This window comes from Delftia acidovorans NBRC 14950 (genome assembly GCF_001598795.1).
GTDB lineage: Bacteria > Pseudomonadota > Gammaproteobacteria > Burkholderiales > Burkholderiaceae_C > Comamonas > Comamonas acidovorans.
In genome coordinates, this window is record NZ_BCZP01000001.1 from 381,731 (window position 1) to 400,734 (window position 19,004).

The following is a 19,004-nucleotide window of genomic DNA, read 5'->3' on the forward strand; positions in this document are numbered from 1 at the left end:
TGGGGTTGTTCGTACATGTCTTTCAGACAAATCTGTTTCTGTCCTCAACAACTAGGAGTCGTGCCGTTGGTGCGGGGTCATCCGGCGTGACGATGCGTCAAAAAATCCAATGGTGACAAGGTGTTGTTGGCTTTGTCGCTATCGGACTCCTGGGTAGGACTGTTTTTTGTTGGGAGAACGCTCAGCGCTGCTGTCTGCCGGGTGGCGGCCGGGTATATCCGGCGCATGCCCCGGCGTTGTGCCTGCCCTGGCATTCGCGGTACAGCCGCTTGTCGCGTTGCTCGGGCGATTCCTCGGAGCTGCTGCGCTGGGTTGGAACACGGACCCGCTGTCCGCCTTTTTTGCGCTTGGCGCCTTGCGCAGCCGATGTGTCGGAGCCGTGTGGGCTCGCCTGGGCCGGCAGGGCCAGGCAAAGGGCCGCGACCAGGCACAGCAGGGTGCATTGCTGCCGATGTGCGCGCCAGGTTGCAGCAGTGAATGAAAAACGCGTTGCCATGGTGTTGCCCTCCCGTGATCTATGAATGTCTGCAGGCTTCGCGGCATTCTGGGCGGGCTGTCGGCCGGCGCGGTGTGGGGCCACAAAGCATGTGTGGATGCTGGACAGGGCGTGCTTGTTATAATCCCAGGGTTTTGCATGGTGCAAGACGCACGTCGGGGCCTTTCCAGTCCCGGCGCAAGTAACCAAGGCTGCCTCCCTGCTTTTGTCTGTGAGGGGCCAATTTCAAAGGAAAAAAAATGATCGCATCTTCCGTGAAGGCTGAAGTCGTCAAGTCCAACGCACGCTCTGCCAACGATACTGGCAGCCCAGAAGTGCAAGTGGCCCTGCTGACCGCACGCATCAACGAGCTGACCCCTCACTTCAAGCAACACGCCAAGGACCACCACGGTCGTCGCGGCCTGCTGCGCATGGTGAGCCGTCGTCGCAAGCTGCTGGACTACCTCAAGTCCAAGGACGCTGATCGCTACACCGCACTGATCGCCAAGCTGGGCCTGCGCAAGTAAGCACGGTGGGAGATCAAAACGCCTGAGTTAGCCTGTCTAGCTCAGGCGTTTTTTACTTCGGAGAATGCAAGACAGAGCGAAGCTGTGTCATTCCAATGCTGCTGATTTGATAGCAGTGAATCCAGCACTGGAATGGCATCGTGTTCTGAATTGCTCTCCATCATGGCCCGATGAGTGCATCGGTCCACCCATTCCAAAGGAGCAACAATGTCCATCTTCAACAAAGTCACCAAGACCTTCCAGTGGGGCCAGCACACGGTCACCATGGAAACCGGCGAGATCGCCCGCCAGGCTTCCGGCGCCGTGCTGGTCAACATCGATGACACCGTGGTGCTTGCCACCGTGGTGGCGTCCAAGCAGGCCAAGTCCGGCCAGGACTTCTTCCCGCTGACCGTCGATTACATCGAGAAGACCTACGCCGCAGGCAAGATCCCCGGTAGCTTCTTCAAGCGCGAAGCCAAGCCCAGCGAACTCGAAACCTTGACCAGCCGCCTGATCGACCGCCCGATCCGCCCGCTGTTCCCCGAAGGTTTCTACAACGACGTGCACGTGGTCATCCACACCGTGTCGCTGAACCCCGAAGTCGATGCAGACATCGCTGCCCTGATCGCCACCTCGGCTGCCCTGTCCGTGTCGGGCATTCCTTTCAATGGCCCCATCGGTGCTGCCCGCGTGGGTTACATCAATGGCGAGTACGTGCTCAACCCCGGTCAGACCCAGCGCAAGGATTCGCAGATGGATCTGGTCGTGGCTGGTACCGAAGCCGCCGTGCTGATGGTGGAGTCCGAAGCGCAGCAACTGCCTGAAGACGTGATGCTGGGCGCCGTGGTCTTTGGCCACGAGCAAGGCCGCATCGCCATCGACGCCATCCATGAGCTGGTGCGCGAAGCCGGCAAGTCAGTCTGGGACTGGGTCGCTCCCGCCAAGGATGAAGAGCTGATCGCCAAGGTGGCGGCACTGGGCGACGAAGCCCTGCGCACGGCCTACCAGATCCGCAACAAGCAAAGCCGCACGCAAGCCTGCCGCGAAGCCTACGCCGCCGTGAAGGCCGGCCTGACGGCCCAGGGCGTGGAGTTCGACGGCGTCAAGGTCGAAGGCATGCTGTTCGACATCGAGGCACGCATCGTTCGCAGCCAGATCCTGGCCGGCGAGCCGCGCATCGACGGCCGTGACACGCGCACCGTGCGCCCCATCGAAATCCGCAACTCCGTGCTGCCCCGCACGCACGGCTCGGCCCTGTTCACGCGCGGCGAGACGCAGGCTCTGGTCGTGTCCACGCTGGGCACCGAGCGTGACGCGCAGCGCATCGATGCGCTGGCTGGCGAGTTCGAGGACCGCTTCCTGTTCCACTACAACATGCCTCCCTTTGCCACCGGCGAAGTGGGCCGTATGGGCTCGACCAAGCGCCGCGAAATCGGCCACGGCCGCCTGGCCAAGCGCGCCCTGGCGGCCTGCCTGCCCAGCAAGGAAGAATTCCCCTACACCATCCGCGTGGTGTCGGAAATCACCGAGTCCAACGGCTCCTCGTCCATGGCTTCGGTCTGCGGCGGCTGCCTGTCGATGATGGATGCGGGCGTTCCGATGAAGGCCCACGTGGCCGGCATCGCCATGGGCCTGATCAAGGAAGACAACCGCTTCGCCGTGCTGACCGACATCCTGGGTGATGAAGATCATCTGGGCGACATGGACTTCAAGGTGGCCGGTACGACCAGCGGCATTACCGCACTGCAGATGGACATCAAGATCCAGGGCATCACCAAGGAAATCATGCAGGTCGCCCTGGCCCAGGCCAAGGAAGCGCGTATGCACATCCTGGGCAAGATGCAGGAAGCCATGGGCGAAGCCAAGGCCGAGATCTCGTCCTTCGCTCCCAAGCTGTACACGATGAAGATCAACCCCGAGAAGATCCGTGACGTGATCGGCAAGGGCGGCTCCACCATCCGTGCACTGACCGAAGAGACCGGCACGCAGATCGACATCGGCGAAGACGGCACCATCACCATTGCCTCCAGCGATGCCGCCAAGGCCGACGAAGCCAAGCGCCGCATCGAAGAGATCACGGCCGAAGTTGAAATCGGCAAGATCTACGAAGGCCCGGTCACCAAGATCCTGGACTTCGGTGCTCTCGTGAACCTGCTGCCCGGCAAGGACGGTCTGCTGCACATCAGCCAGATTGCCCACGAGCGCGTGGAGCGCGTCGCCGACTACCTGCAGGAAGGCCAGATCATCAAGGTCAAGGTCATGGAGACCGACGAAAAGGGTCGTGTCAAGCTGTCGCTGAAGGCGCTGACCGAGCGTCCTGCCGGCATGGAGCGCAGCGAGCGCCCCGCGCCTGCCGAGCGTGAGTTCCGCCAGCCGCGTGAGCCCCGCCAGCAGCGCGAGTTCCGCGAGCCGCGTGAACCCCGCGAGCCCCGTGACGGCGGCCGTCCGGCTGCCGAGGGCGAGCAGCAACAGCAACAGCAGCAGTAATGCCCGGCAAGGCCATTCCCCAAAAGGGGGTGGCCTTGCAGGTGCATGTGGTGACTGGCAAAAAGCGCTGACCTGTTCAGCGCTTGTGGCATTTTTGACAGGGATTGCGAGGTCGAAAGATGGAAAAGCAAATCATGCGTGCCGTGGAACTCACGGACTTTGGTGCTCCCGAGGTATTGCGCCTGGGCGAGCGTCCGCTGCCCGTTGCGGGTGCGCAGGAGTTGCTGATCCAGGTGTCGGCCAGTGGTGTCAATCGCCCTGATGTGTTGCAGCGCAAGGGGCACTATGCTCCGCCGCCTGGCGCCTCCGATCTGCCCGGGCTGGAAGTGGCTGGGGTGATCGTGTCGGGCGACGACGAAGCCATGCGGTTGGCAGGCCTGCGCGTGGGAGACCGCGTGTGCGCGCTGCTGGCCGGTGGTGGCTATGCGGAGTACTGCGTTGCGCCCGTGGCCCAGTGCCTGCCTATTCCGGCAGGGCTCAGCGAGGTGGAGGCTTCGGCATTGCCCGAGACCTTCTTTACCGTCTGGAGCAATGTATTCGACCGCGGTGCCTTGCAGGCAGGTGAAACCCTGCTGGTGCAGGGTGGCAGCAGCGGCATCGGCGTGACGGCCATCCAGCTGGCCAAGGCGCGCGGCGCCACGGTCATCGTGACCGCTGGCTCCGATGCCAAGTGCGCCGACTGCCTCAAGCTGGGTGCCGACCATGCCATCAACTACCGTACCCAGGACTTTGCCGCAGAGGTGCAGCGCATCACCGAAGGCAGGGGCGTGGACGTGATCCTGGACATGGTGGCGGGTGGCTATGTGGCGCGCGAAGTGCAAAGCCTGGCAGAGGATGGCCGCCTGGTCATCATTGCGGTGCAGGGTGGCATCAAGGCGGAGTTCGACGCGGGCCTGGTCCTGCGTCGCCGTCTGCTGGTGACGGGTTCCACACTGCGTCCGCGGCCTGTGGCTTTCAAGGCAGCCATCGCCCAGGCCCTGCGCCGCGAGGTCTGGCCGCTCATCGAGGCAGGCGGCATTCGTCCTGTGATCCATAGCACCTTTGCTGCCGCTGATGCCGACAAGGCGCACGCGCTGATGGAGTCGAGTCAGCACACCGGCAAAATCGTTTTGACGTGGTAACCATGAAGAAGAAACTCATCGTCGGCAACTGGAAGATGAATGGCAGCCTGGCTGCCAATGCCGTTTTGCTCAAGGCCCTCAAGGAGGGTCTGCCCGAGGGGGGCAACGCGGGCGTGGCTGTGGCCGTGCCTGCCGTCTATCTGGCCCAGGCCCAGGCCGAGCTTGAAGGCTCGGCCATAGGCGTGGCCGCGCAGGACGTGTCGCAGCATGAATCGGGTGCCTATACGGGCGAGCTGTCGGCCGCAATGCTTCGGGATTTTGGCGTGCGCTATACGCTGGTGGGGCACTCGGAGCGTCGCCAATACCATGGCGAAACCGATGCCGTGGTGGCGCTGAAGGCGCAGGCTGCGCTGGCCAAGGGCGTCACGCCCATCGTCTGTGTGGGTGAAACGCTGGCGGAGCGCGAGGCGGGGCAGACCGAAGAAGTGGTCAAGCGCCAGCTGGCGGCCGTGATCCACCAGGTGGGCCAGTGCATCAATGAGCTGGTCGTGGCCTATGAGCCCGTCTGGGCCATTGGCACCGGCAGGACCGCCACGCCGGAGCAGGCTCAGCAGGTGCATGCCGTGCTGCGCGCCCAGCTGGCGGCTGCCAGCCAGCAGGCCGATCGCATCGCCTTGCTGTACGGCGGCAGCATGAATGCCTCCAATGCAGCCCAGCTGCTGGCCCGGGCCGACATTGATGGTGGCCTGGTGGGCGGAGCGTCGCTCAAGGCGGCCGATTTCCTGACCATCATCGCTGCGGCCCAGTAAGCCGGGGCGGTTTTTCCATTCGCTTTTTTAGCTCTCGCGTTACTAGCAGGTACAACCAATGAATGCATTCGCAAGCGTGATCCTCGCCGTTCAGATGCTGTCGGCTCTCGGCATGATCGGCCTGATCCTGATTCAACACGGCAAGGGTGCCGACATGGGCGCCTCGTTCGGCAGTGGCAGCTCCGGCAGCCTGTTCGGTGCCTCGGGCAGCGCCAACTTCCTGTCGCGCTCCACCGCAGGCCTGGCCACGGTGTTCTTCGTGGCAACGCTGGCGCTGGCCTATCTGAGCAATGCGCGTCCCGTCAGCTCGGGCAGCGTGCTGGAAGGTGCCGCACCCATCACGGCGCCGGCTCCTGCGGCCTCTGGCGCTGCTGGCGAAGTGCCAGCTCCTGCTGCAGGCCAGGCGCCTGCTGCCGGTGCTGAAGGCGCCGCCCAGATCCCAACGAAATAATTTCGAACAAAGTCCTCGGTCCTCCGGGTCCGAGGGTTTTTCAGAGTAGAATCTAGAGATTGTTCGGTAGGCGGAATCTTTGCAACGGAGATAAAGAGCCAGCCGAAATCAAGACTTGCCGTCGTGGTGAAATTGGTAGACACGCTATCTTGAGGGGGTAGTGGCGAAAGCTGTGCGAGTTCGAGTCTCGCCGACGGCACCAAGATATAACTAAGAGCCTGCCCTGCTGATCAGGCTGATCGGTGCGGGCATGCCTTTCAAGGTAGCCGCACACGATGAACATCGACCAGTATCTTCCCGTTCTCTTGTTCATTCTCGTCGGCATGGGTGTCGGCGTAGTCCCCCTGGTGCTGGGGTACGTGCTGGGTCCGAACCGACCCGACGCCGCCAAGAACTCCCCCTATGAATGTGGCTTCGAGGCCTTCGAAGACGCGCGCATGAAGTTCGATGTGCGCTACTACCTCGTCGCCATCCTGTTCATCCTGTTTGATTTGGAAATCGCCTTTCTGCTGCCCTGGGCCGTTGCGCTTCGGGACGTGGGTGGGGCTGGTTTCGCCGCTGTCCTTATTTTCCTGACCGTTCTCGTCGTGGGCTTTGTCTACGAATGGAAGAAGGGTGCGTTGGACTGGGACTGAAGCGGGTTCACTAAGGAAACACGATGATCGAAGGCGTGATGAAAGAAGGCTTCATCACCACGAGTTACGACTCTGTGGTGAATTGGGCCAAGACGGGCTCGCTGTGGCCCATGACATTTGGTCTGGCCTGCTGCGCGGTGGAGATGATGCACGCTGCGGCGGCGCGTTACGACATCGGTCGCTTTGGCTCGGAAGTCTTCCGTGCCAGCCCGCGGCAGTCGGACCTGATGATTGTGGCCGGCACCCTGTGCAACAAGATGGCGCCCGCCATGCGCAAGGTCTATGACCAGATGTCCGAGCCCCGCTGGGTCATCTCCATGGGCTCGTGCGCCAACGGCGGCGGCTACTACCACTACAGCTATTCCGTGGTGCGCGGCTGTGACCGCATCGTGCCGGTCGATGTCTATGTGCCTGGCTGCCCCCCCACGGCGGAAGCCCTGATCTACGGCATCATCCAGCTGCAGCAGAAGATCCGCCGCACCCATACCATCGCTCGCGTCTAAGGGCTAGATGATGACTGCTATTGCGATTCACCCCGAAGTGCTTCGGGATGTGGTGGCTGCTGCCTTGGGCGACAAGGCGCGCAGCGTGACCGTGGCCCTGGGCGAGGTGACGGTCGAAGTGTCCGCCACCCAGTATCTTGAGGCCATGCAGGTTCTGCACACTGCTCCGGATTGCCGGTTCGAGGTCCTGGTGGACCTGTGCGGCGTGGACTACTCCACCTATGCAGAAGTCGGGCGTGAAGGCCCGCGCTTTGCCGTGGTATCCCACCTGCTGTCGATCAGCCTGAACCAGCGCCTGCGCGTTCGTGTCTTTTGCACCGACGACGATTTCCCGGTGGTGGCTTCCGTCACTTCCGTCTGGGCGGGTGCGAACTGGTTCGAGCGCGAAGCGTTCGACCTGTTCGGCATCGTCTTCGACGGCCATGACGACCTGCGCCGCATCCTGACCGACTACGGCTTCATCGGCCATCCCTTCCGCAAGGACTTCCCGCTGTCGGGCCATGTGGAAATGCGCTATGACCCTGAGCAACAGCGCGTGGTGTACCAGCCGGTCACCATCGAGCCCCGCGAGATCACGCCGCGGATCATCCGCGAAGACAACTACGGGGGCCTGCACTGAAGGCGCTCCAGGCGCCTTTTTGATGGACGACCATGGCTGAAATCAAGAACTATTCCCTGAACTTTGGTCCGCAGCACCCGGCAGCGCACGGCGTGTTGCGCCTGGTGCTGGAGCTCGACGGTGAAGTGGTGCAGCGCGCAGACCCGCACATCGGTCTGTTGCACCGTGCGACAGAAAAACTGGCAGAGAGCAAGACCTACATCCAGTCGCTGCCCTATATGGACCGGCTGGACTACGTGTCCATGATGTGCAACGAGCACGCCTACTGCCTGGCCATCGAGAAGCTGCTGGGCATCGAGGTGCCCATCCGCGCCCAGTACATCCGCGTGATGTATTCCGAGATCACCCGCATCATGAATCACCTGATGTGGCTGGGCTCCAGCGGCAACGATGCGGGCAGCTCCACGACGCTGATCTACACCTTCCGTGAGCGCGAAGACCTCATGGACATGTACGAGGCGGTTTCGGGCGCGCGCATGCACGCGGCCTATTTCCGTCCGGGCGGCGTCTACCGCGACCTGCCCGACACCATGCCGCAGTACAAGGCCAGCAAGGTGCGCAATGCGCGCTCGGTCGAGATCATGAACCGCAACCGCCACGGCTCGTTGCTGGACTTCATCGACGACTTCACGCAGCGCTTCCCCAAGTGCGCGGACGAGTACGAGACCCTGCTGACCGACAACCGCATCTGGAAGCAGCGCAACGTGGACATCGGCGTGGTGACGGCCGAGCGTGCCATGAACCTGGGCCTGACCGGCCCCATGCTGCGCGCCTCCGGCGTGGCCTGGGACATGCGCAAGTCGCAGCCCTATGAGGTCTATGACCGCATGGATTTCGACGTGCCCGTGGGCAAGACCGGCGACTGCTACGACCGCTACCTGGTGCGCGTGGCCGAAATGCGCCAGTCCAACCGCATCATCAAGCAGTGCGTGGACTGGCTGCGTGCCAACCCGGGCCCGGTGATCGTGGACAACCACAAGATTGCTCCGCCGCCGCGCGAAGGCATGAAGTCCAACATGGAAGAGCTGATCCACCACTTCAAGCTCTTCACCGAAGGTTTCCGCGTGCCCGAAGGCGAGGCTTACGCGGCCATCGAACACCCCAAGGGGGAGTTCGGCATCTACATCGTGAGCGATGGGGCCAACAAGCCCTACCGCCTGAAGATCCGTCCGCCGGGATTCGCCAATCTGTCCGCCATGGACGAAATGTGCCGAGGCCACATGCTGGCCGACGCCGTGATGGTGCTGAGTACCCTGGACATCGTGTTTGGAGACGTTGACCGATGATTACCGAAGCGACCAAGGAGCGCTTTGCGCGCGAGGTGGCCAAGTACCCGGCCGACCAGAAGCAGTCTGCCGTGATGGCCTGCCTGTCCATCGTGCAGCAGGAGCAGGGCTGGGTCAGCGCCGAGAGCGAGGCCGTGATTGCCGAGTTCCTGGGCATGGCCGAGATCGCGGTGCATGAAGTCACCACGTTCTACAACATGTACAACCAGCGCCCCACGGGCACGTACAAGCTGAACGTCTGCACCAACCTGCCTTGCCAGCTGCGCGACGGCTACAAGGCGCTGCACCATCTGGAATCCCGCCTGGGCATCAAGATGGGCGAGACCACGCCTGACGGCATGTTCACGCTGCAGCAGTCCGAGTGCCTGGGCGCCTGCGCGGATTCGCCGGTGATGCTGGTGAACGACCGCTGCATGTGCAGCTTCATGAGCAACGAAAAGCTCGACGAATTGATCGACGGCCTGCGCGCCGCGGAGGGCAAGGCATGAACGCCGCCGCACAATCGGTCCTGGCCAAGTTTGCCTCTTCGGGCAGCGAGACCTGCTTTCACGACCGCCACATCAATCCGCAGATCTACGCCGACCTGACCGGCGCCAACTGGTCCATCAAGGACTACGAGGCACGCGGCGGCTACCAGGCGCTGCGCAAGATCCTGGGCAAGGATGGCAGCGAAGGCCTGACCCAGGACCAGGTGATCGCCACCGTCAAGGAATCGGGACTGCGTGGCCGCGGCGGCGCAGGTTTTCCCACGGGCCTGAAGTGGAGCTTCATGCCCCGCCAGTTCCCGGGCCAGAAGCACCTGGTCTGCAACTCGGACGAAGGTGAGCCGGGTACCTGCAAGGACCGCGACATCCTGGTGCACAACCCGCACATCGTGATCGAGGGCATGATCATCGCCGCCTACGCGATGGGTATCTCCCTGGGCTACAACTACATCCACGGCGAAATCTTCGAAGCCTATGAGCGCTTCGAGGCCGCGCTGGAAGAAGCCCGCGCCGCCGGCTACCTGGGTGACAACATCATGGGCAGCAGCTTCAGCTTCCAGCTGCATGCGCACCATGGCTTCGGCGCCTACATCTGCGGCGAAGAGACGGCGCTGCTGGAGTCGCTGGAAGGCAAGAAGGGCCAGCCGCGCTTCAAGCCGCCGTTCCCGGCCAGCTTCGGCCTGTACGGCAAGCCGACCACGATCAACAACACCGAAACCTTTGCGGCCGTTCCCTGGATCATCCGCAACGGCGGCGCTGCGTACCTGGAGTGCGGCAAGCCCAACAACGGCGGCACCAAGATCTTCTCGGTCAGCGGTGACGTGAACCTGCCCGGCAACTACGAAGTGCCGCTGGGCACGCCCTTCAGCAAGCTGCTGGAGCTGGCCGGTGGCGTGCGCACGGGCCGCAAGCTCAAGGCGGTGATCCCCGGTGGATCGTCCTCGCCCGTGCTGCCGGCTGACATCATCATGGAATGCACGATGGACTACGATTCCATCGCCAAGGCCGGCTCCATGCTGGGCTCGGGCGCCGTGATCGTGATGGACGACTCGCGCGACATGGTCGAGAGCCTGCTGCGCCTGTCCTACTTCTACCAGCACGAGTCCTGCGGCCAGTGCACTCCCTGCCGCGAAGGCACGGGCTGGCTGTGGCGCGTGGTCAACCGAATCGAGCACGGCGAAGGCCGTCCTGAAGACATCGAGCTGTTGGACTCGGTGTCCGTGAACATCATGGGGCGCACGATCTGTGCGCTGGGCGATGCGGCAGCGATGCCGGTGCGCGCCATGATCAAGCACTTCCGCCACGAGTTTGAAGCGAAGATCCAGAACGCTTCCAAGCAGACGGTCCACGCCGCCTGATCGCGAGAAAAGCATATGGTTGAAATTGAACTGGACGGAAAAAAGGTGGAGGTCGCCGAAGGCTGCATGGTCATGCATGCAGCCGAGAAGGCAGGCACCTACATCCCGCATTTCTGCTATCACAAGAAACTTTCCATCGCCGCCAACTGCCGCATGTGCCTGGTGGATGTGGAAAAAGCCCCCAAGCCCATGCCTGCCTGCGCCACGCCCGTGACGCAGGGCATGATCGTGCGCACCAAGAGCGAGAAGGCGATCAAGGCACAGCAATCGGTGATGGAGTTCCTGCTCATCAATCACCCGCTGGACTGCCCGATCTGCGACCAGGGCGGCGAATGCCAGCTGCAGGATCTGGCCGTGGGCTACGGCAGCTCCGCCTCGCGCTACGAGGAAGAAAAGCGCGTGGTCTTCCACAAGGACGTGGGCCCGCTGATCTCCATGCAGGAGATGAGCCGTTGCATCCACTGCACCCGCTGCGTGCGCTTCGGACAGGAAGTGTCCGGCGTGATGGAACTGGGCATGATCAACCGCGGCGAGCACTCCGAGATCACCACGGTGGTGGGCGATACGGTGGACTCCGAGCTGTCGGGCAACATGATCGACATCTGCCCCGTGGGCGCGTTGACCAGCAAGCCCTTCCGCTACAGCGCCCGCACCTGGGAGCTGTCGCGCCGCAAGTCGGTCTCGCCCCATGATTCCACGGGTGCCAACCTCATCGTCCAGGTCAAGAACCACAAGGTTCTGCGCGTCGTGCCCTTCGAGAACGAAGAGGTCAACGAGTGCTGGATCGCCGACCGCGATCGCTTCTCCTACGAAGCCCTGAACAGCGACGAACGCCTGACCCGCCCCATGCTCAAGCAAGGCGGCGAGTGGAAGGAAGTCGATTGGCAGACCGCCCTCGAATACGTGGCCAACGGCCTGCGCCAGATCAAGAATGACCATGGCGCATCCGCCATCGGTTCGCTGGTCAGCCCGCACAGCACGCTGGAAGAGCTGTACCTGGCTGGCAAGCTGGTGCGTGGCCTGGGCAGCGAGAACATCGACTACCGCCTGCGCAATGCCGAGTTCACCGCCGCCCAGGGCGTGCAGTGGCTGGGCACGCCCATCGCGTCGCTGTCCAAGCTGCAAGGCGTCCTGGTGCTGGGCTCCAACCTGCGCAAGGACCATCCGCTGTTCGCGCAGCGCATCCGCCAGGCTGCCAAGCAGGGCTGCGCCGTGCTCGCCATCAATGAGCGTGTCTACGACTGGGCCATGCCGGTGACGGCGTCCATCGTGGCTGCCCCGGACTGGGCCCAGGCGCTGGCCGATGTGGCCGCCGCCGTGGCGCAGGAAAAGGGCGTTGCCGCTCCCGTGGCCGCCGCCGACGTGCATGCCGAGGCCCAGGCCATCGCTGCCGCGCTGCTGCGCGGCGAGCGCAAGGCCATCTTGCTGGGCAATGCCGCTGCGCACCACGCACAGGCATCGACCCTGCTGTCGCTGGCCAACTGGATTGCCGAGCAGACCGGTGCCTCGGTCGGCTACCTGACCGAAGCCGCCAACACGGTGGGTGCACAGTGGGTGGGTGCACAGCCTGCCGCCTCGGGCCTGAACGCAGGCCAGATGCTGGCCGGCGGCCTCAAGGCCGTGCTGCTGCTGAACAACGAACCCGTGTTCGACTCCGCTGCCGGCGCCCGCGCCGCAGAGGCACTGGGCAAGGCCGAGATGGTCGTGACCCTGAGCCCCTTCAAGGCCAACATGGAATTCAGCGACGTGCTGCTGCCCATCGCCCCGTTCACGGAAACCTCGGGCAGCTTCGTCAACGCCGAAGGCCGCCTGCAGAGCTTCCACGCCGTGGTCAAGCCGCTGGCCGAAGCCCGTCCGGGCTGGAAGGTGCTGCGCGTGCTGGCCAACCTGCTGGGCGTGCAGGGCGTGGACTACGAGACGTCGCAGGACGTGCTCGCCGCTGCCACCGCCGCTGCCACCAGCGTGCCAGCCAACCTGCTGGGCAACGGTGCGCCTGCCGTGAATTCCATCGCCAACGGTGCCGGCCATGCCGCGCCCGTGGTGGCCAGTATTTATCAGCTCGACAGCATCGTGCGCCGCGCGACATCGCTGCAACTGACGGCAGATGCACGTCAGGCTCGTGAGGGAGGCGCCGCATGATTGACGCACTCAAGACGGCCGGTGCCGGCCTGATCGCCGCCCCCTGGTGGACCGACGTGGCCTGGCCCGTGCTCTGGATCCTGCTGGGCATCGTTGCCATCGTCGCCCCGCTGATGGGCGCCGTGGCCTACCTGACGCTGTGGGAGCGCAAGCTGCTGGGCTTCATGCAGGTTCGCATGGGTCCCAACCGCGTGGGTCCCTTCGGTCTGCTGCAGCCTCTGGCCGACGGCCTGAAGCTGCTGACCAAGGAACTGATTCAGCCCACGGCTGCCGCCAAGGGCCTGTTCTACGTGGGCCCGGTGATGGCCATCATGCCCGCCCTGGCGGCATGGGTGGCGATCCCCTTCGGCCCCGAAGTGGCGCTGGCCAACGTCAACGCCGGCCTGCTGCTGATCATGGCCATCACTTCCATCGAAGTCTATGGCGTGATCATTGCGGGCTGGGCCTCCAACTCCAAGTACGCCTTCCTGGGCGCGCTGCGCGCATCGGCACAGATGGTCAGCTATGAAATCGCGCTGGGCTTCTGTTTCCTGGTCGTGATCATGGTCACGGGCAGCATGAATCTGACGCAGATCGTGCTGAGCCAGGGCCAGGGCCAGTTCGCCAGCATGGGTGCCAGTGTCCTGTCGTGGAACTGGCTGCCGCTGCTGCCGATCTTCGTGGTCTACCTGATCTCGGCCGTGGCCGAGACCAACCGCCACCCCTTCGACGTGGTCGAAGGCGAAGCCGAAATCGTGGCCGGCCACATGGTCGAGTACTCGGGCATGGGCTTTGCCATCTTCTTCCTGGCCGAGTACGCCAGCATGTGGCTGGTGTCCATTCTGGGCGTGATCATGTTCCTGGGCGGCTGGCTGCCTCCGTTCGACTTCCTGTCGTTCATCCCCGGATGGATCTGGCTGGCGGCGAAGACTTTCCTGGTCGTGTCCATGTTCATCTGGATCCGTGCCACCTTCCCGCGCTTTCGCTATGACCAGATCATGCGTCTGGGCTGGAAGATCTTCATTCCCGTCACCCTGGTGTGGCTGGTCGTCGTGGGTGGCTGGATGCACTCGCCTTGGAACATCTGGAACTGAGCGGAGCAAGAATGTCTGCGGTTGCTGCTACCCCATTTTCGATCAAAGATTTCCTCAAGAGCTTCATGCTCTGGGAACTGGCCAAGGGCATGGCCCTGACTGGCCGCTACACCTTCCGCCGCAAGGTCACGGTGCAGTTCCCCGAGGAAAAGACACCCCTGTCGCCGCGTTTTCGCGGACTGCACGCCCTGCGCCGTTATGACAACGGCGAAGAGCGTTGCATTGCCTGCAAGCTGTGCGAGGCGGTGTGCCCGGCCATGGCCATCACCATCGAGTCCGATGTGCGTGACGACGGCTCGCGCCGCACCACGCGCTACGACATCGACCTGACCAAGTGCATCTTCTGCGGCTTCTGCGAGGAAAGCTGCCCGGTGGACTCGATCGTCGAGACGCATATCTTCGAATACCACGGAGAAAAGCGCGGCGACCTGTACTTCACCAAGGACATGCTGCTGGCCGTTGGCGATCGCTACGAACCCGAGATTGCCGCCGCCAAGGCTGCGGACGCCAAGTACCGCTGAAGCGGCTCCTTGATCACTTGAAAAGATTCGATCCATGGACGCCAAAACTGGTTTCTTCTATCTGTTCTCGGTCGTGCTGCTGTTTGCAGCCTTCCGGGTCGTCACGGCACGCAACCCCGTGCATGCCGTGCTCAACCTGATCCTGGCCTTCTCGCAGGCTGCCGGCATCTGGCTTCTGCTCAAGGCCGAGTTCCTGGGCGTGACCCTGGTGCTGGTCTACCTGGGCGCCGTGATGGTGCTGTTCCTGTTCGTGGTGATGATGCTGGATATCCGCATCGACGCCGTGCGCCAGGGGTTCTGGAAGCATTTCCCCTTCGCTGCCCTGATCGGCGCACTGATTGCCTTTGAAATGGGCATGGTGCTGATGGGCGGCTTCAGCGGCGTCGAGGAGCCCAAGGCCATTGCGGCCACGGTCAACGCTGCCGGCCAGACCGTGCAGTACTCCAACACCCAGGCCCTGGGCAAGCTGCTGTACACCGAATACCTGTACCCCGTCGAGATCGCTGCCGTGATCCTGCTGGTGGCCATGATTGCCGCCATCGCCCTGACCCTGCGCAAGCGCAAGGACAGCAAGGCAGTGAACCCGGCCCAGCAGATCCGCGTGCGCGCAAAGGATCGCCTCGAGCTGGTCAAGGTGCCGGTCACCCAGGCGCCGCAGGCACCGGCCGCCGAGGCAACCCCCGCCGTGGAGACAAAAGCATGACGTTGACTTTGGGCCATTATTTGACGCTGGGCGCCATGCTGTTCGCGCTCTCCGTCGTTGGCATTTTTCTGAACCGCAAGAACCTGATCGTGCTGCTGATGGCCATCGAGCTGATGCTCCTGGCCGTCAACACCAACTTCGTGGCGTTCTCCAGCTATCTGGGTGACATGCACGGCCAGGTGTTCGTGTTCTTCATCCTGACAGTGGCAGCCGCCGAGTCGGCCATCGGTCTGGCGATCCTGGTGCTTCTGTTCCGCAACAAGACCAGCATCAATGCGGAAGATCTCAACTCCCTCAAGGGTTGAGTCCGCCGTAACTTGCAAGGTTCTTAAGAATGAGTCAAACACTCTCTGCATCCATGCTCCTGGCGGTGCCGCTGGCACCGTTGGCGGGCTCCGTGCTCGCGGGCATCTGGGGCACGGCCTTCGGCGGCAACAAGATCGGTCGCGGCGGCAGCCATACCCTCACCATCGCGGGCGTGCTGATCGCCTTCATCCTGTCGGCCATCACGTTCAACAGCGTGATCTTCGACGGCGCGCGTTTCGACCAGTCCATCTATACCTGGATGGAAATCGGCGGCCTGAAGATGGAGGTCGGTTTCCTGATCGACAGCATCACGGCCATGATGATGTGCGTGGTGACCTTCGTGTCGCTGATGGTGCACATCTACACCATCGGCTACATGCAGGAAGATGACGGCTACAACCGTTTCTTCTCCTACATCTCGCTGTTCACCTTCTCCATGTTGATGCTCGTCATGAGCAACAACCTGCTGCAGCTGTTCTTCGGCTGGGAAGCCGTGGGCCTGGTGTCCTACCTGCTGATCGGCTTCTACTACAACAAGCCCACGGCCATCTTCGCCAACATGAAGGCCTTCCTGGTCAACCGCGTGGGTGACTTCGGCTTCATCCTGGGCATCGGCCTGATCGCTGCCTACACCGGCACCATGAACTACGGCGAGATCTTCGCCAAGCTGCCCGAGATCCAGAACACCCTGCTGCCGGGCACCGGCTGGCTGCTGGTGACGGTGACGGCCATCTGCCTGTTCATCGGCGCCATGGGCAAGTCGGCACAGTTCCCGCTGCACGCCTGGCTGCCTGATTCGATGGAAGGCCCGACCCCCATCTCGGCACTGATCCACGCCGCCACCATGGTGACGGCCGGCATCTTCATGGTCTCGCGCATGTCGCCGCTGTACGAGCTGTCGGACACGGCACTGAGCTTCATCCTGGTGATCGGCTCCATCACGGCGCTGTTTATGGGCGTACTGGGCATCATCCAGAACGACATCAAGCGCGTGATCGCGTACTCCACGCTGTCGCAGCTGGGCTACATGACCGTGGCCCTGGGCGCCTCCGCCTACTCGGTGGCCGTGTTCCACCTGATGACCCACGCCTTCTTCAAGGCCCTGCTGTTCCTTGGCGCCGGCTCGGTGATCATGGGCATGCACCACAACCAGGACATCCGCTGGATGGGCGGCGTGCGCAAGTACATGCCCATCACCTGGATCACCTTCCTGCTGGGCAATCTCGCGCTGATCGGTACGCCGTTCTTCTCGGGCTTCTACTCGAAGGACGCCATCATCGAAGCCGTGCACGCCACGAACCTGCCGGGCGCAGGCTTCGCGAACTTCGCGGTGCTGGCCGGCGTGTTCATCACAGCCTTCTACTCCTTCCGCCTGTACTTCATCGTCTTCCACGGCAAGGAGCGCTACGACCAGAACCCGGACGCGCACCACGATGACCACCACGGTCACGATGACCATCATGCCCATGACGACCACCACGGCCATGGCCACGATGCCAAGCCGCACGAGTCGCCCCTGGTCGTGACCGGTCCGCTGATGCTGCTGGCCATCCCCTCGGTGGTGATCGGTGCCATCGCGCTGATGCCCATGCTGTTCGGTGACTTCTTCAAGGGCGTGATCCACGTCGATGGCGCAAAGCACGGCGCCATGGCCGAACTGGCCGAGAAGATCCACGGCTGGGTGCCCATGGCACTGCACGGCTTCACTGCCGCGCCGTTCTGGCTGGCACTGGCAGGCGTCGTCGTCTCATACCTGTTCTACATGGTCAAGCCCGAAGTCCCTGCGGCCATCAAGTCGGCCATGCAGAAGATCGGTGTCTACCAGGCACTGGAAGGCAAGTACGGCGTGGACTGGGTCTACGAAAACATCTTCGCCCGTGGTGCACGCGCCTTCGGCAGCTTCTTCTGGAAGGTCGGCGACCAGGCCATCATTGATGGCGCCATCGTCAACGGTTCGTGGAAGCTCATCGGTCGCATCGGCCAGTGGGTGCGCAAGCTGCAGTCGGGCTATCTCTATCACTACGCGTTGGTCATGCTGCTGGGCGTGTTCGCTCTCATGACGTATTTCGTGTGGCTCAACAAGTAGTAGAGGAAGAACAAAAATGCATTGGTTGAGTCTTTCAATCTGGGTGCCGATCGCATTCGGCGCCCTCCTGCTGGCCCTGGGCCGCGAGGACCAGGTCAAGGCAGTGCGCTGGCTGGCCCTGGTCGGCGCCCTGGCCGGCCTGGCGGTCACGCTGCCGCTGATCCAGCAGTTCGACAACAGCACGGCTGCGATGCAGTTCGTGGAGAAGGCGCTGTGGATCGAGCGCTTCAACATCTACTACCACCTGGGCGTGGATGGCATCTCGTTCTGGTTCGTGCCGCTGACGGCCTTCATCACCGTGATCGTCGTGATCGCGTCGTGGGAAAACATCACCGAGCGCGTGAACCAGTACATGGGCGCGTTCCTGATCCTGTCCGGCCTGATGGTCGGCGTGTTCAGCGCACTGGACGGCCTGCTGTTCTACGTGTTCTTCGAAGCCACGCTGATCCCGATGTACCTGATCATCGGTATCTGGGGCGGACCCAACCGCATCTACGCGGCCTTCAAGTTCTTCCTGTACACGCTGATGGGTTCGCTGCTGACCCTGATCGCGATCATCTATCTGTACACCCAGTCCGGTGGCAGCTTCGAGATCCTCGACTGGCACAAGCTGCCGCTGTCCATGACGGCCCAGACGCTGATCTTCTTCGCCTTCTTCGCGGCCTTCGCCGTGAAGGTGCCGATGTGGCCGGTGCACACCTGGCTGCCCGACGTGCACGTGGAAGCGCCCACCGGCGGCTCCGCCGTGCTGGCTGCCATCATGCTGAAGCTCGGTGCCTACGGTTTCCTGCGCTTTTCCATGCCCATCGCCCCTGATGCATCGCACAAGTGGGCCTGGCTGGTCATCGCGCTGTCGCTGGTCGCCGTGATCTACGTGGGCGTGGTCGCCCTGGTGCAAAAGGACATGAAGAAGCTGGTGGCCTACTCGTCCGTGGCCCACATGGGCTTCGTGACCCTGGGCTTCTTCATCTTCAACCCGCTGGGCGTTGCCGGCGGCATCGTGCAGATGATTGCCCACGGCTTCGTGTCGGGCGCCATGTTCCTGTGCATCGGCGTGCTCTACGACCGCGTGCACTCGCGTGAAATCGCCTCCTACGGCGGCGTGGTCAACACCATGCCCAAGTTCGCGGCCTTCGCACTGCTGTTCGCCATGGCCAACTGCGGCCTGCCCGCAACGGCCGGCTTCGTGGGCGAGTGGATGGTGATCCTGGGTGCCGTCCAGTACAACTTCTGGATCGGCCTGGGCGCTGCCACGGCTCTGATCTTCGGCGCCGCCTACACCCTGTGGATGTACAAGCGCGTCTACCTGGGTCCGGTCACCAACGACAATGTGCGCGGCCTGACCGACATCGGCAACCGCGAGTTCCTGGTGCTGGGTCTGCTGGCCATCGCCGTGCTGTACATGGGTCTGTATCCCAAGCCCTTCACTGACGTGATGGATGTGTCCGTGGCCGAGCTGCTCAAGCATGTGGCCATGAGCAAGCTGCAGTGACCAGAC

19 protein-coding genes and 1 tRNA gene are annotated in these 19,004 nt (G+C 62.9%); 19 read left to right on the forward strand and 1 reads right to left on the reverse strand.

Annotated elements, in window-relative coordinates; translation table 11 throughout:
* Positions 1-181: 181 nt before the first annotated feature.
* The gene (locus DA1_RS31495) at positions 182-496 is read right to left on the reverse strand and encodes a hypothetical protein (RefSeq protein WP_080736952.1); all 315 of its coding nucleotides are present in this window, start codon (positions 494-496) and stop codon (positions 182-184) included.
* Between the two features lie 239 nt (positions 497-735).
* Between DA1_RS31495 and rpsO the strand changes: the two genes are divergently transcribed.
* The 19 genes from rpsO (at position 736) to DA1_RS01775 (ending at position 18,998) form a co-directional block, all read left to right on the forward strand.
* Positions 736-1,002, forward strand: coding sequence for a 30S ribosomal protein S15 (gene rpsO, locus DA1_RS01685; RefSeq protein WP_012206984.1), 267 nt, complete (start codon positions 736-738; stop codon positions 1,000-1,002).
* 207 nt (positions 1,003-1,209) lie between these two features.
* Positions 1,210-3,471, forward strand: a complete 2,262-nt coding sequence (gene pnp / locus DA1_RS01690; RefSeq protein ID WP_034396584.1) for a polyribonucleotide nucleotidyltransferase — start codon at positions 1,210-1,212, stop codon at positions 3,469-3,471.
* Positions 3,472-3,590: 119 nt separating this feature from the next.
* On the forward strand, positions 3,591-4,592 hold the full coding sequence (locus DA1_RS01695) for an NAD(P)H-quinone oxidoreductase (protein WP_012206982.1): 1,002 nt from the start codon (positions 3,591-3,593) through the stop codon (positions 4,590-4,592).
* Between the two features lie 2 nt (positions 4,593-4,594).
* Positions 4,595-5,341: a triose-phosphate isomerase gene (gene tpiA / locus DA1_RS01700; protein WP_034396581.1), complete on the forward strand. Its 747-nt coding sequence runs from the start codon at positions 4,595-4,597 to the stop codon at positions 5,339-5,341.
* 58 nt (positions 5,342-5,399) lie between these two features.
* Positions 5,400-5,792, forward strand: a complete 393-nt coding sequence (gene secG, locus DA1_RS01705) for a preprotein translocase subunit SecG (RefSeq protein ID WP_012206980.1) — start codon at positions 5,400-5,402, stop codon at positions 5,790-5,792.
* A gap of 117 nt (positions 5,793-5,909) precedes the next feature.
* Positions 5,910-5,994 (forward strand) — tRNA-Leu (locus DA1_RS01710).
* 73 nt (positions 5,995-6,067) lie between these two features.
* Positions 6,068-6,427 carry an NADH-quinone oxidoreductase subunit A gene (locus DA1_RS01715; RefSeq protein ID WP_012206979.1) on the forward strand — a complete coding sequence of 120 codons (360 nt, stop codon included), beginning with the start codon at positions 6,068-6,070 and terminating at the stop codon, positions 6,425-6,427.
* Positions 6,428-6,450: 23 nt separating this feature from the next.
* On the forward strand, positions 6,451-6,930 hold the full coding sequence (locus DA1_RS01720) for a NuoB/complex I 20 kDa subunit family protein (protein WP_012206978.1): 480 nt from the start codon (positions 6,451-6,453) through the stop codon (positions 6,928-6,930).
* A 10-nt stretch (positions 6,931-6,940) separates the two neighbouring features.
* On the forward strand, positions 6,941-7,549 hold the full coding sequence (locus tag DA1_RS01725) for an NADH-quinone oxidoreductase subunit C (RefSeq protein ID WP_034398879.1): 609 nt from the start codon (positions 6,941-6,943) through the stop codon (positions 7,547-7,549).
* Between the two features lie 32 nt (positions 7,550-7,581).
* Positions 7,582-8,835, forward strand: a complete 1,254-nt coding sequence (locus DA1_RS01730) for an NADH-quinone oxidoreductase subunit D (protein ID WP_013801061.1) — start codon at positions 7,582-7,584, stop codon at positions 8,833-8,835.
* The gene (gene nuoE / locus DA1_RS01735; protein WP_012206975.1) at positions 8,832-9,323 is read left to right on the forward strand and encodes an NADH-quinone oxidoreductase subunit NuoE; all 492 of its coding nucleotides are present in this window, start codon (positions 8,832-8,834) and stop codon (positions 9,321-9,323) included. The genes DA1_RS01730 and nuoE overlap by 4 nt, the downstream gene beginning before the upstream one ends.
* Positions 9,320-10,678: an NADH-quinone oxidoreductase subunit NuoF gene (nuoF, locus tag DA1_RS01740; protein WP_034396578.1), complete on the forward strand. Its 1,359-nt coding sequence runs from the start codon at positions 9,320-9,322 to the stop codon at positions 10,676-10,678. The genes nuoE and nuoF overlap by 4 nt, the downstream gene beginning before the upstream one ends.
* Positions 10,679-10,693: 15 nt before the next feature.
* A complete protein-coding gene (gene nuoG, locus DA1_RS01745; RefSeq protein ID WP_013801063.1) occupies positions 10,694-12,817 on the forward strand; it encodes an NADH-quinone oxidoreductase subunit NuoG in 2,124 nt (707 codons plus the stop codon).
* On the forward strand, positions 12,814-13,890 hold the full coding sequence (gene nuoH, locus DA1_RS01750; RefSeq protein ID WP_034396575.1) for an NADH-quinone oxidoreductase subunit NuoH: 1,077 nt from the start codon (positions 12,814-12,816) through the stop codon (positions 13,888-13,890). The genes nuoG and nuoH overlap by 4 nt, the downstream gene beginning before the upstream one ends.
* An 11-nt stretch (positions 13,891-13,901) precedes the next feature.
* A complete protein-coding gene (gene nuoI, locus DA1_RS01755) occupies positions 13,902-14,411 on the forward strand; it encodes an NADH-quinone oxidoreductase subunit NuoI (protein WP_012206971.1) in 510 nt (169 codons plus the stop codon).
* Positions 14,412-14,445: 34 nt separating this feature from the next.
* Entirely contained in the window at positions 14,446-15,114 is a 669-nt protein-coding gene (locus DA1_RS01760) for an NADH-quinone oxidoreductase subunit J (protein ID WP_012206970.1), read from the forward strand.
* Entirely contained in the window at positions 15,111-15,419 is a 309-nt protein-coding gene (gene nuoK / locus DA1_RS01765) for an NADH-quinone oxidoreductase subunit NuoK (RefSeq protein WP_012206969.1), read from the forward strand. Before DA1_RS01760 ends, nuoK begins: the two co-directional genes overlap by 4 nt.
* Positions 15,420-15,448: 29 nt before the next feature.
* Positions 15,449-17,506 (forward strand): NADH-quinone oxidoreductase subunit L, encoded by a 2,058-nt coding sequence (nuoL, locus tag DA1_RS01770; RefSeq protein WP_174549351.1) that lies wholly within the window; start codon positions 15,449-15,451, stop codon positions 17,504-17,506.
* 16 nt (positions 17,507-17,522) lie between these two features.
* Positions 17,523-18,998 carry an NADH-quinone oxidoreductase subunit M gene (locus tag DA1_RS01775; protein WP_012206967.1) on the forward strand — a complete coding sequence of 492 codons (1,476 nt, stop codon included), beginning with the start codon at positions 17,523-17,525 and terminating at the stop codon, positions 18,996-18,998.
* Positions 18,999-19,004 lie beyond the last annotated feature (6 nt).